General features: G+C 71.2%; 7 protein-coding genes, 1 tRNA gene and 1 pseudogene. 7 read left to right on the top strand and 2 right to left on the bottom strand.

What is annotated here, in order from left to right; genetic code table 11:
• From JHN63_RS38655 to JHN63_RS38685, 7 genes and pseudogenes are all read left to right on the top strand, one after another.
• Positions 1 to 788 (top strand): annotated as a pseudogene (locus tag JHN63_RS38655) (septum formation family protein); the annotation flags it as partial.
• Between the two features lie 95 nt (positions 789 to 883).
• On the top strand, positions 884 to 1,081 hold the full coding sequence (locus JHN63_RS38660) for a hypothetical protein (RefSeq protein WP_200689783.1): 198 nt from the start codon (positions 884 to 886) through the stop codon (positions 1,079 to 1,081).
• 249 nt (positions 1,082 to 1,330) lie between these two features.
• On the top strand, positions 1,331 to 4,171 hold the full coding sequence (topA, locus tag JHN63_RS38665; RefSeq protein WP_200689784.1) for a type I DNA topoisomerase: 2,841 nt from the start codon (positions 1,331 to 1,333) through the stop codon (positions 4,169 to 4,171).
• Positions 4,172 to 4,319: 148 nt separating this feature from the next.
• Complete coding sequence (gene tmk, locus JHN63_RS38670; RefSeq protein WP_200689785.1) at positions 4,320 to 7,616, top strand: dTMP kinase; 3,297 nt, start codon at positions 4,320 to 4,322, stop codon at positions 7,614 to 7,616.
• Positions 7,617 to 7,736: 120 nt separating this feature from the next.
• On the top strand, positions 7,737 to 8,942 hold the full coding sequence (locus tag JHN63_RS38675; protein WP_200689786.1) for a DNA polymerase III subunit delta': 1,206 nt from the start codon (positions 7,737 to 7,739) through the stop codon (positions 8,940 to 8,942).
• 179 nt (positions 8,943 to 9,121) lie between these two features.
• Positions 9,122 to 10,819: an alpha/beta hydrolase gene (locus JHN63_RS38680; RefSeq protein WP_234478342.1), complete on the top strand. Its 1,698-nt coding sequence runs from the start codon at positions 9,122 to 9,124 to the stop codon at positions 10,817 to 10,819.
• A 106-nt stretch (positions 10,820 to 10,925) separates the two neighbouring features.
• Positions 10,926 to 10,999, top strand: a tRNA-Thr gene (locus JHN63_RS38685).
• Positions 11,000 to 11,199: 200 nt separating this feature from the next.
• Here the strand turns inward: JHN63_RS38685 and JHN63_RS54855 are convergent.
• Together JHN63_RS54855 and JHN63_RS38690 are read right to left on the bottom strand one after the other, a co-directional pair.
• Positions 11,200 to 11,544 carry a transposase gene (locus JHN63_RS54855; protein ID WP_374222983.1) on the bottom strand — a complete coding sequence of 115 codons (345 nt, stop codon included), beginning with the start codon at positions 11,542 to 11,544 and terminating at the stop codon, positions 11,200 to 11,202.
• Positions 11,545 to 11,866: 322 nt separating this feature from the next.
• On the bottom strand, positions 11,867 to 13,202 hold a 1,336-nt coding region (locus JHN63_RS38690; RefSeq protein ID WP_234478343.1), incomplete at its 5' end, for an MFS transporter.

Genomic DNA, 13,202 nt, shown 5'->3' on the forward strand with positions numbered 1-13,202 from the left:
CTCGGACCCCGTCGGCGACGACGAAGGCGAGCCCGTCCGTGTCGTCGTCGCCGACGGGGTCCGAGTATCCGTACGGCCAGGACGTCGGGCTCAAGAAGGCGCTGCAGACCGGGGATTGCGTGCACGCGGTGTGGACCGGGACGGCGTTCGCGTCGCGGCCCAACCTGGGGGTCGTGAGCTGTGCGCACGACGATCCGGACGGTCAGGTGATGGCGGTCGACACGGCGAGCGACTTCGCCGACGCGCGTGACCACGGGGCCGAGCGGTGCGTGGGCAAGGCGAAGGCGGCGGCCGACTCCCTGGCCGACGCGGACGTGTACGCGCTGACGCCGACGGAGGCGGGCTTCGGGGCGGCCGGGGGCGGCACGGCGTGTCTCGTGCTCGGCCGGCATGTGCCGATAGGGGGCGAGATAGGGCACTTCCGGAGCACCGAGTCGAACGTGTGGACCACCGAGATGAGCATCGGCGACTGCTGGCTGTACGTCGACCACAAGACGTACTTCACCGCGACCCTGACCGACTGTGCCGACGAGCACACCGACCAGGTGATCGGTTTTGTGAAGGCCCCGGCGTCGATGGCGTTCTCGGAGGCGCTGCTGCAGGGGAACAAGCTCTGCGGCAACAAGTTCGAGTCGACTTGGGCGCCCGGATCCGACCGTTCCGTCTTCGGGTATCTGTCCGACGAGAGCAACTGGAAGGCCGGATTCAACTCGGTCGTGTGCACGGTGGGGCAGGTCGACCGCTCCCGGACGACCGGGGCGATATCGTCCTCCGGCGCGGTCGCCTGAGGGGCGGCCGCCGCGAATTCACCGGGGGTTGGCCTGTCCGTCGCCCGCGGGTGCCAGCCTCCCGGACCGGGACATCGGGTCGGGAGAGGACACACATGGAGAGCGGGCCGGCGATCTTCGCGGGGTTGGTGTTCGCCCTGTTCGGAGGAGCGCTGCTGCTGTGGACCGCGGTCAGGGTGCGACACCGCGAACCCGTCGCCGAGGGTGTGAACCCGGTCGCATCGGCGACCCTCGCGAGCCTCGTCGGGATCGCCGCCCTGCTGCTCGGAACCTGGTGCTTCCTGCACGTCTGAGCGCCGCGCCCGACCTGGGACGCGGGTAACCGGGGGATCGCCCTCCGGATGGTGCCGAAAAGGCCGGTGGGGACTCCGGGCGGCAGGAATGGCGGTAGTCGGGTTACCGTTCGAGTGGCCGTTGCGGGCTTTCCCCGTTTGACACGGGGGCGGGATGTACCGTCACACTCCGCAGCGTCACCATGACCCGACCCCGGGACCGAGCGGCTCCGGGGGAGGCCCCAGCGTCGACCGGAGAGAAGAGCGAAGTTGTCCCCGACCAGCGAGACCGCACACGGCGGCCGCCGACTCGTCATCGTCGAGTCCCCTGCCAAGGCGAAGACGATCAAGGGCTATCTCGGCCCCGGATATGTCGTCGAGGCGAGCGTCGGGCACATCCGCGACCTTCCCAACGGCGCCGCGGAGGTGCCCGAGAAGTACACCGGTGAGGTCCGCCGCCTCGGTGTGGATGTCGACCACGACTTCGAGCCGATCTATGTGGTCAACGCCGACAAGCGGGCCCAGGTCAAGAAGCTCAAGGACCTGCTCAAGGACTCCGACGAACTCTTTCTCGCCACCGATGAGGACCGCGAGGGCGAGGCCATCGCGTGGCACCTCCTCGAGGTCCTGAAGCCCAAGGTCCCGGTCAAGCGGATGGTGTTCCACGAGATCACCAAGGACGCGATCCGCGCCGCCGTCGCCAACCCGCGCGACCTCAACCAGCCCCTGGTAGACGCCCAGGAGACCCGCCGTATCCTCGACCGCCTCTACGGCTACGAGGTCTCGCCGGTCCTGTGGAAGAAGGTCATGCCGCGCCTGTCGGCCGGCCGTGTCCAGTCCGTCGCCACCCGGCTCGTCGTCGAGCGGGAGCGCGAGCGCATCGCGTTCCGTTCCGCCGAGTACTGGGATCTGACGGGCACCTTCGGGACCGGCCGCACCGGTGACGCGAGCGACCCGTCCACCCTTGTCGCCCGGCTCCAGGCCGTCGACGGCAAGCGGGTCGCCCAGGGACGCGATTTCGACTCCCTGGGCCAGATCAAGAGCGCGAACACCCTCCACCTGGACGAGGCCAACGCCCGCGCGCTGGCCGCCGCCCTGGAGGACACACGGTTCGCCGTACGGTCCGTCGAGTCGAAGCCGTATCGACGCTCGCCGTACGCCCCGTTCCGTACGACGACGCTCCAGCAGGAGGCCAGCCGCAAGCTCGGCTTCGGTGCCAAGGCCACCATGCAGGTCGCGCAGAAGCTGTACGAGAACGGCTACATCACCTACATGCGTACGGACTCCACGACCCTGAGCGAGACGGCGATCACCGCCGCCCGCGCCCAGGTGACGCAGCTGTACGGCGCCGACTACCTGCCGGCCCAGCCGCGCGTGTACGCCGGGAAGGTCAAGAACGCCCAGGAGGCGCACGAGGCGATCCGCCCCTCGGGTGATCGTTTCCGCACGCCCGCCGAGACCGGCCTGACCGGCGACCAGTTCCGGCTCTACGAGCTGATCTGGAAGCGGACCGTCGCCTCCCAGATGAAGGACGCGGTCGGCAACTCCGTCACCGTGAAGATCGCGGGCACCTCGTCCGACGGCCGGGACGTCGAGTTCAGCGCCTCCGGCAAGACGATCACCTTCCACGGCTTTTTGAAGGCCTACGTAGAGGGCGCCGACGACCCGAACGCCGAGCTGGACGACCGCGAGCGCCGGCTGCCCCAGGTCGCCGAGGGCGACGCGCTCACCGCCGAGGAACTCACGGTCGACGGGCACGCCACCAAGCCCCCGGCCCGCTACACCGAGGCCAGCCTCGTCAAGGAGCTCGAAGAGCGCGAGATCGGCCGCCCGTCGACGTACGCGTCGATCATCGGCACGATCCTCGACCGCGGCTACGTCTTCAAGAAGGGCACGGCCCTGGTGCCGTCCTTCCTGTCCTTCGCCGTGGTCAACCTCCTGGAGAAGCACTTCGGGCGGCTCGTCGACTACAGCTTCACCGCCAAGATGGAGGACGACCTCGACCGCATCGCCAGCGGCGAGGCGCAGGCCGTGCCGTGGCTGCGCCGCTTCTACTTCGGCGAGGGCGAGGCGACCGGCGCCGCCGAGGCCGGCAACGGCGACGGCGACCACCTGGGCGGCCTCAAGGAACTCGTCACCGACCTGGGCGCGATCGACGCCCGCGAGGTGTCGTCCTTCCCGGTCGGCAACGACATCATGCTGCGGGTGGGCCGCTACGGCCCCTACGTGGAGCGCGGCGAGAAGGACTCCGAGAACCACCAGCGCGCCGACGTGCCCGAGGACCTGGCGCCGGACGAGCTGAGCGTCGAGCACGCCGAGGAACTGCTCGCCAAGCCGAGCGGCGACTTCGAGCTGGGCGCCGACCCCGAGTCGGGCCACCAGATCATCGCCCGCGACGGCCGCTACGGCCCGTACGTCACCGAGGTGCTCCCGGAGGGCACCCCGAAGACCGGCAAGAACGCCGTCAAGCCGCGTACGGCCTCGCTGTTCAAGTCGATGACCCCCGACACGGTGACGCTGGCCGAGGCCCTCAAGCTGATGTCGCTCCCGCGCGTCGTCGGCAAGGACGCCGAGGGCGTGGAGATCACCGCGCAGAACGGGCGCTACGGGCCGTACCTGAAGAAGGGCACGGACTCCCGCTCGCTGCAGACCGAGGACCAGCTCTTCACGATCACCCTCGAAGAGGCGCTGGAGATCTACTCCCAGCCCAAGCAGCGCGGCCGGGCCGCCGCCAAGCCGCCGCTGAAGGAACTGGGCACGGACCCGGTCAGCGAGAAGCCCGTCGTCGTCAAGGACGGCCGTTTCGGGCCGTACGTCACCGACGGCGAGACCAACGCGACCCTGCGCTCCGACGACAGCGTCGAGGAGATCACCCCGGAGCGCGGCTACGAGCTGCTCGCCGAGAAGCGGGCCAAGTCGCCCGCCAAGAAGACGGCGAAGAAGGCCCCGGCGAAGAAGACGGCGGCCAAGAAGGCGCCCGCCAAGAAGACGACGACGGCCAAGAAGACCGTCGCCAAGAAGACCACCACGGCCGCGAAGAAGACCACCACGGCGGCCAAGACGGCGACGGCCAAGAAGACGGCCACCTCCAAGGTGACGTCCGAGGACTGATCCGAGGACTGATCCGCGGGACGGGGAGCGCACGCTTCCTCCACCACAAGGTCGCGAAACGCACGCCCCGGCATCACTTTGGTGTCGGGGCGTGCGCAGGTCCGGGCGGGCGCGGCTTGTTGTCGGTGGCTGCCGATAGGCTGAAAGCATGACGCCAGCCGAGCAGCCAACGGCCCACCAGCCGGCCCCCGACGACGCCCTTGTCGCGGACTCCCGCGAGCGTGCCGTCCGCGCCCTGCTGCGCCAGCCGCAGCTCAAGCGGTTGTGGAGCGCGCAGTTCGTGACGGGGGTCGGCGACACCCTCGCCCTGCTGGTCCTGGTCGTGCTCGCCTTCCAGGCGGCGATCGCCCAGGGCTCCTTCGGCGGTGGCTATCGGGGCGTGGCGTTCGCGGTGGCGACCGTCTTCGGGGTGCGCATCCTGGCGACGCTGCTCTTCGGGGCGGTGCTGCTCGGCCCGCTCAGTTCGCTCATCTCCAAGGAGGGGCCCCTCGACCGGCGATGGACCATGGTCGGCGCGGACGGTCTGCGGGCCGGGCTGCTGATCGTCGCCCCGCTGTGGATCGACTGGACTCCGGAGAACGCACTGGCCGTGCTCCTGGTGACCGCCTTCGTGACCGGGGTCGCCGAGCGCTTCTGGACGGTGTGCCGCGAGAGCGCGGGACCCGCCCTGCTGCCCGCCCCGCCGCTGGAGGGCGCCACGGTCCGGCCGCTGCCCGACCACCTGGACGCCCTGCGCCGGCTGTCGCTGCGCACGAGCTTCGTGGCGATCCCCGTAGCGGCCGCCGCCCTCGTCGTGGCGGCCCTGCTCAACAACCTGCTGGGCACGGGCGTCGCCTGGTTCGACCAGCACCAGGCCGCGCTCGGTTCGTACGTCGCGGCCGGACTGTTCGCCGCGTCCCTCTCCGTGCTGACCGCCCTGGAAGTGCCCGGGACGCGCACCCCGCGCGCGCGGTCGCCGCTCGAAGGGCTGCGCCGCCCCAGGACGGGCACCGGCGTCGACAAGGGCCGTACGGGCGCGATCGCGCTGCTCGTGGTGGCCTGCGCGGCTGTCGCCGGGGCGATCTCCGCCGCCGTCGCCGTGTCCGTGCTCCAGGCCACCGATCTGCACGGCGGCCCGGTGACCTTCGGCCTGCTCGTCCTCGGACTGACCGGCGGGGTCGTCGTCGGCATCCGTACGGCGCCCGCGCTGCTCCCGACGCTGTCCCGGCGCCGCCTGCTGACGCTGGCGATCGCCTTCACCGGCATCGCGCTGCTCGCCGCCGGCCTGGTCCCGGACGTCACCACCGTGCTGCTGATCGTCGCCCTTGCCGGCATCGGCGCGGGCGTCGCGGCCAACACCGGGCACACCCTCCTCGACCAGGAGGCCGAGGACTACCGCAGGGCACGCACGACCGAGCACCTGCACGCGGTCGTAAGGGTCTCCGTGGCGCTCGGTGCGCTGATCGCCCCCCTGGTGGCGGCGCTGATCGGCCCGCACCGCCTGGAGAACGGCAAGTTCGTGTTCGCGCACGGCGGTGCCGCGTTCACGCTGATGCTGGTTGGCGCGCTGCTGCTGCCGGTCGCCGCGCTGGTCCTCGCCAAGGTCGACGACCGCTCCGGAGTGCCGCTGCGGCACGATCTGCGGGACGCGCTGCTCGGCGGCGACGACCCCGACACGGTGCCCGCGAGCACCGGCTTCTTCATCGCCCTGGAGGGCGGCGACGGCGCCGGGAAGTCCACCCAGGCCGAGGCCCTCGCCGAGTGGATAAGGGGCAAGGGACACGAGGTCGTGCTGACCCGCGAGCCGGGCGCGACACCGGTCGGCAAGCGGCTGCGGTCGATCCTGCTCGACGTGTCGTCGGCGGGACTGTCCCACCGCGCGGAGGCCCTGCTGTACGCGGCCGACCGCGCGGAGCACGTCGACACCGTCGTACGGCCCGCCCTGGAGCGCGGCGCGATCGTCGTCTCCGACCGCTACATCGACTCGTCCGTCGCCTACCAGGGCGCGGGCCGCGACCTCTCCCCGACGGAGATCGCCCGGATCAACCGGTGGGCGACCGACGGACTCGTCCCGCACATGACCGTCCTGCTGGACGTGGACCCGGAGACCGCCCGCGAGCGGTTCACGGAGGCGCCGGACCGACTGGAGTCGGAGCCCGCCGAGTTCCACGCGCGCGTACGGTCCGGTTTCCTCACGCTGGCCGCCGCCGACCCGAGCCGCTATCTGGTGGTGGACGCGGGCCAGGAGCCCGAGGCCGTCACCACGGTGATCAGGCACCGTCTCGACACGGTCCTGCCGCTCTCCGAGGCCGAGATCAAGGCCCAGGAGGAGGCGCGTAAGGCCGCCGAGGAGGAGGCCCGCCGCAAGGCCGAGGAAGAGGCCGCGCGGAAGGCCGAGGAGGAGCGCCTGGAGCGCGAGCGCCAGGAGCAGCTCGCCAAGTTGCGCGCCGAGGAGGAGGAGCGCAAGCGGCGCGAGCTGGAGGAGGCCCAGCGCCGCGAGGCCGAGCGCCAGGCCGAGGAGGCCCGGCAGCGCGCCGAGGACGCGCGCAGGCGTGCCGAGGAGGAGAAGGCCCGCCTCCTCGCCGAGGAGGAGGCCCGCGTCGCCGAGGAGACCCGCCGCAGGGCCGAGGCCGACCGCTTGCGCAAGCAGGCCGAGGACGAGGCCCGGCTGCGCGCCGAGGCCGAGGAGCGCCGCCTGGAGAAGCAGCGCAAGGCCGAGGCGGCCCTGCTCGCGGCCGAGGAGGCCCGCCGTCTTGCGGCGGAGGCGGCGGCCGCGGCGGAACTGGCCGCCCGACAGCCGACGGCTCCCGTGGTCCCGGCCGCTCCGGAGGCCAGGCCCGAGGCGTCGACCGTGGAGACACCGCTGGTGAAGCCCACGGGTGGGCGATCGGCGGAGGACACGGCTGTGCTGCGGCCGGTGCGGTCCGGTGCCGGGGACGAGACGGCCGTGCTGCGGTCGGTGTCCGCGGACTCCGAGGCGCGCGACTCCGAGCGGACGGCCGAACTGCCGCAACCGCCCGCTCCCGCGGGAGCCGCGGACGAGACGGCCGTGCTGCCGCCGGTGTCCGCCGCCGAGGAGACGGCGGTGCTTCCGCCCGTGCCGTCCGGTGCCGCCGACGAGACGGCCGTGCTGCCGCCGGTCGGTGCCTCGGACGAGACCGCTGTGCTGCCGCCGGTGCGGGGGCAGGGTCCGTCGGACCGGGTGCCCGCGGGCTTCTTCCGGGACGAGCGTCCGGCCGGCCGGTCCGGCGGGGGCGAGGACCGCACCCGCGAACTCCCCCAGGTCGACGAGCAGGGCACACCCCGGCGCCGGCCGCGCCCCGACTGGGCCGAGGAGACTCCCCTGGACGACCTGCCCTCGCTCGCCGACGAACTGCTCGGTCCGCGCGAGGACGGCGACTTCGACAGCGACGACGACACCGGGCGCGGGCCCGGGCGGGGACGCGGTCGGGGCCGTAGGGGCTGACGGGCTGACGGCGGCGGGGGCTCGCGCTTCGTGCCCGCGCCGCTCCCCGACCTCCGTTGTCAGTGGTGGCCCGCACAATGGATCGCGTAACCCGATGTGTGACGAAAGGGCCGGTGACCCATGACGGTGTGGGACGACCTGGTGGGCCAGGAGAAGGTGAGCGAGCAGCTCGACGCCGCCGCTCGGGACGCCGACGCCTTCGTCACCGCGGCGACCACCGGTACGGCGCCGCCGGAGGCGTCGAAGATGACGCACGCCTGGCTGTTCACGGGGCCGCCCGGGGCGGGACGCAACCAGGCGGCGCGGGCCTTCGCCGCCGCGCTGCAGTGCGTGAGCCCCGATCGCGCGCTCGGCGGCAGCCCCGGCTGCGGCTTCTGCGACGGCTGTCATACGGCGCTGATCGGCACCCACGCGGACGTCAGCACCGTCGCCGCGGTGGGCACGCAGATCCTCGCCGACGACATGCGGGACACGGTCCGCAAGTCCTTCACCTCGCCGGCGACCGGCCGTTGGCAGATCATCCTCGTCGAGGACGCCGAGCGGCTGAACGAGAAGTCGGCCAACGCGGTCCTCAAGGCCGTCGAGGAGCCCGCCCCCCGCACGGTCTGGCTCCTCTGCGCCCCCTCGATCGAGGACGTCCTCCCCACGATCCGCTCCCGCTGCCGCCATCTGAACCTGAGCACGCCCTCGGTCGACGCCGTCGCCGACCTGCTCGTACGGCGGGAGGGCGTCGAGCCGGCCGTGGCGGCGGCCGCCGCGCGTGCCACGCAGGGCCATGTCGACCGGGCCCGCCGACTGGCGACCGACCCGGCCGCGCGGGAGCGCCGGGCCGCCGTACTGAAACTGCCGCTGCGCGTCGAGGACGTCGGCGGTTGTCTCAAGGCCGCCCAGGAGCTGGTGGACGCCGCTGCCGACGACGCGAAGCAACTGGCCGAGGAGGTGGACGACAAGGAGACCGAGGAGATGAAGGCGGCGATGGGCGGCGGCCAGGGCAGCCGGATGCCTCGGGGCACGGCCGGGGTGATGAAGGACCTGGAGGACAAGCAGAAGCGCCGGAGAACGCGGACGCAGCGCGACAGCCTCGACCTCGCGCTGACCGACCTCACCGCGTTCTATCGCGATGTCCTCGCCCTCCAGCTCGGCTCCCGGGTGGCGATCGCCAACGCGGACGCCGAGGACGCGCTGGAGCGGCTCGCGCGCGCCGGTTCCCCGGAGTCCACGCTGCGCCGTATCGAGGCGATCGGTGCGTGCAGGGTGGCGCTCGACCGGAACGTGGCGCCGTTGCTGGCGGTGGAGGCGATGACCTTGGCGCTCAGAGCGGGGTGAGTAGGCCGGGACGCACTGTGGTGAGCGGGTCGGGATGTGCTTGGTGAGTGGGCCGGGATGTGCTTGGTGGGCGGCCCCGGTGGGCTGATTCGGCGGGCGGGAGATTGACGGCGTAACTCGTCCGGGGTGGATCGCGTACGCAGGGCATTCAAGTGATCGCGCAGCGTTACGCTCGTTCGATGCAGATCAGGCGCCCTCTTCGCCGGCCCAGCCGGAGCAGCCAGCCGAGTCAGTCCAGGGAGGCCGAGGTCGGGGCCGAGGCCCGTCGAGGCCGCCGGAGTCTCCGCGGCCGTCGCAGCGCCCGCGGTCCCCGCAGCGCCCGCGGTCGTCGTGCCGGTGGCACGCTGCTCGCCGTTGCCGCGCTGCTCGTGTCCGCGTGCTCCCCGGGGAGTTCGACGACGGCGACGAGTCCGGCGGCGGACGTGGCTCTGGCCCCGCTGCCGCGGTCGACGCCGGCCGCCCTGACGTCGTACTACGGGCAGAAGCTCGGTTGGCACACGTGCGGTGTCCCCGGTTTCGAGTGCGCCACGATGAAGGCGCCGCTGGACTACGACAAGCCCGGCGCGGGGGACATCCGGCTCGCGGTCGCCCGCAAGAAGGCCACCGGCAAGGGCAGGCCGCTCGGTTCGCTGATGGTGAACCCGGGCGGGCCGGGCGGTTCGGCGGTCGGCTATCTCCAGCAGTACGCCGGGATCGGCTACCCCGCCGAGGTCCGCGCCCGCTACGACATGGTCGCGATGGACCCCCGGGGCGTCGCCCGCAGCGAGCCCGTCGAGTGCCTCGGCGGGCGGGCCATGGACGCGTTCACGCAGACCGACACGACCCCCGACGACCAGCACGAGACGACCCAACTCGTGGGCGAGTACAAGAAGTTCGCGGAGGGCTGCGGCGCGCACTCGCCCGACCTGCTGCGCCATGTCTCCACGGTCGAGGCGGCCCGGGACATGGACATCCTGCGGGCGGTGCTGGGGGACCGGAAGCTGACGTACGTGGGGGCGTCGTACGGGACGTTCCTAGGGGCGACGTACGCGGGACTGTTCCCCGACCGGGTCGGCCGCGTGGTCCTCGACGGCGCGATGGACCCGTCCCTGCCCGCGCGCCGGATGAACCTCGACCAGACGGCGGGCTTCGACACGGCGTTCCAGTCCTTCGCGAAGGACTGCGTACGGCAGACGGACTGCCCGCTCGGCGGCAAGGGCTCGACGCCCGCCCAGGTCGGCACGAATCTGAAGGCCTTCTTCCGCAAGCTGGACGCGCACCCGATCCCCACCGGCGACGCGGACGGCCGCAAGCTCGGCGAGGCGCTCGCCACCACCGGCGTGATCGCGGCGATGTACGACGAGGCGGCCTGGCCGCAGTTGCGCGAGGCGCTCACGTCGGCGATGAAGGAGAACGACGGCGCGGGGCTGCTCGTCCTCTCCGACAGCTACTACGAGCGGGACGCGGACGGCCGCTACTCGAACCTGATGTTCGCCAACGCGGCCGTGAACTGCCTCGACCTCCCGGCCGCGTTCGCGACCGCCGACCAGGTCGAGCAGGCGCTCCCCGCGTTCGAGAAGGCGTCCCCGGTCTTCGGCGAGGGCCTCGGCTGGGCCTCCCTGAGCTGCGCGTACTGGCCGGTCAGGGCCACGGGCGAACCCCACCGCATCGAGGCGAAGGGCGCTGCCCCGATCGTGGTCGTCGGCACGACCCGCGACCCGGCGACGCCGTACCGCTGGGCCCAGTCCCTTGCCCGCCAGCTCTCCTCGGCCCGCCTGCTGACGTACGTCGGCGACGGCCACACCGCGTACGGGCGCGGCAGCACGTGCATCGACTCCGCGATCGACAGGTACCTGCTCCGCGGGACGGCGCCGGGGGAGGGGAAGCGCTGCTCGTAGCGTCGGCGCGGTCGGGTTCGGGGGTGCTGCCGGGGGTGTACGGAGCACCCCCAGAAACTGTGTAGACTTTCCGACGTTGCTGATCGCACCATGGTGCGGACAGCGCGCCGCCTTAGCTCAGATGGCCAGAGCAACGCACTCGTAATGCGTAGGTCTCGGGTTCGAATCCCGAAGGCGGCTCTGAGGGACCCCAGGACTCACTCGCCGTGACCTGGGGTTTCTTGTTTTCGGAGGCGCTTGATCCGGATCTCGGTGGGTGAAGGCACAGCCCGTTCATGCGGTCCGTCTCTGGCCGAGTGGGTCTGGGTGAGGCAGTCGTACAGCCGGGCAAGCGAGGCCGGTTTTCGCGCGGGCCCTCGCCATCGCCCTGTGCTGGCCAGTCATCGGCCTCGACGCTCAGCGCGTGGATCTACGGGGAGACGGTCTCCTCCAGGCGCTGGAGCCGCTGGTTGGCGTCGTACGAACCGTGTGACGGTGGAGTGGTCCACTCGGCGGTTCGCGGTGATGATTCGGCATCCCACGTCGTCCCGACGAGCCCGCTCGATGTGACGGGAGGAACGCACTCCCTTGCTGTAGCAGTACGGGAGTAACGCAATCAGGCTCGCGGGAGGGGAGGCCGCCTCGCCCCGCCCGTCGTCACGGTGGCTGTTCTCGAACGCCGAGAGGTCAAGGTGCTTGGGTGGCAGCCATTCCCGCACATCCCGAGGCAAGAAGTTCCGCCCCACCGGCCGGGATTCCGACGCCTCCCTGATCCTCGGAACGGAACAGCGAATCGCTCCCGACCTTTACCGGGCAGGAGCCGTGCGACAGCCTCCCGCCTGTCCCGCCGGTGTGCCCAAACCCTCAAATGCCGGCCCTGGGCGCCCACTTGGGTCGCGGAGCCGTAGACCAGCCCCACGCCACGAGCTCGGGAAGACCGTGGAACGACCAGAAACCCGAACGGAACATCTCCGCATATACGGGATGAAGGTCAAAGATCAGCCAGAAGCTCCCGGTGTCATTACTCGGCTATCAGCTGACCGCCCATCATTGGTGGGCGCGCAGCCGTTACTTCACCTCGCTCGGATTTCCCTCTTGTACCGCCGACTGGCTGGCAGCGGGGAATCCGTGACTACGCTCCCGGACGATCCAGCGGAGTGAAGTCCCGGCGATGGCGAAAACTCCGCCGAGGGTCAGCCAGCCCCATACCGGGAACGGCAGCACACCGCTTGTCATCACCACCGGTGCAAGTGATGTCGCGATGGATGTCCCTGATTGGAACAGGCCCTGGTAGGCGCCGGCTTGGCTGTCGGGTGCGAGGTCGTAGCTCAGCGCGGTGCTCGAGGCCGCGAAGTACACCTCGGCGATCGTCATGATCAGTGCCGCGCCCAGGACCAGGACCGTCGCCGAGACCGCCGACCCGGACCGTGACACGACGAACACCGCGCAGCCGATGGCCAGCAGCCATCCGGCGCGTTCGCCGAGCCGGGCCGCGCCGACGATGTCCTCGCTGCCTTTGCTCAGACGAACCTGGAGCAGGGCGACGAGGGCTGTGTTCATCACGAGGGCCACCGCCACGATCGCCCGCGGTGCGTTCGTGTCGCGGACCACCCACAGCGGCAGGCCGACTTCGAAGATGCCGAACTGCAGCGCCAGGACCGCGCATATCGCACTGAACAGGATGTAGCGCCGATCTCGTAGCACGCCCAAGCTTCGGTGACCGTGCTCGGTTGCTACGGCGGTGGTCGCCCAGGCGATCGGAAGGCGGGCCAGCATAGCCGCCGCGACGACGAAGGTCAGACAGTCGACGACGATGACAGCAAAGTAGGCGGAAGAGGTGTTCGCGGCGAGCGCAAGGCCGCCGACGCCCGCGCCGAGCCCGACCCCGACGTTGCTCAGTGCTCGAAGCTTCGCCCGCGCCTGGACCACATTGTCCGGTGGCAGCGCTTTCGCCAGCAGTGCCCGGTACGCGACCACTGCCCCGCGATCCAGCGCGGTGATCGGGCAGATCAGCATGAGGAACATCCAGAACGAATGAACTTGCGTATAACCCAGGATCCCCACGGCCTCCGCGAGCCAAAGGATCATCAGCACGCGAGGGGCACCCCAGCGGTCGGCAGCCCAGCCGATCGGCACGGACGCCAAGACGCCGCAAGCGCCGCCGATAGCCAGTCCGGTGCCGAACTGCGCCGCCGTCATGTCCCCGACATGCGTGAAGAACAGCGCACTGTTCACCCGGAACAGACCGTTGCCGAACGTGTTGATCAGTGTCAGAGGCCCGAGCAGCCCGGCCCCGTGGTTCAGGGGCGCCCCGGGGCCTTTGGCCCGGCGCACCCATGTCTTGGGCAGCGTGGGCATCAGGTGGTGCCGGTTGGGTCGGTGATGACGGTGATGTGCATGGTGG

Source organism: Streptomyces sp. MBT65 (assembly GCF_016612545.1).
Lineage (GTDB): Bacteria > Actinomycetota > Actinomycetes > Streptomycetales > Streptomycetaceae > Streptomyces.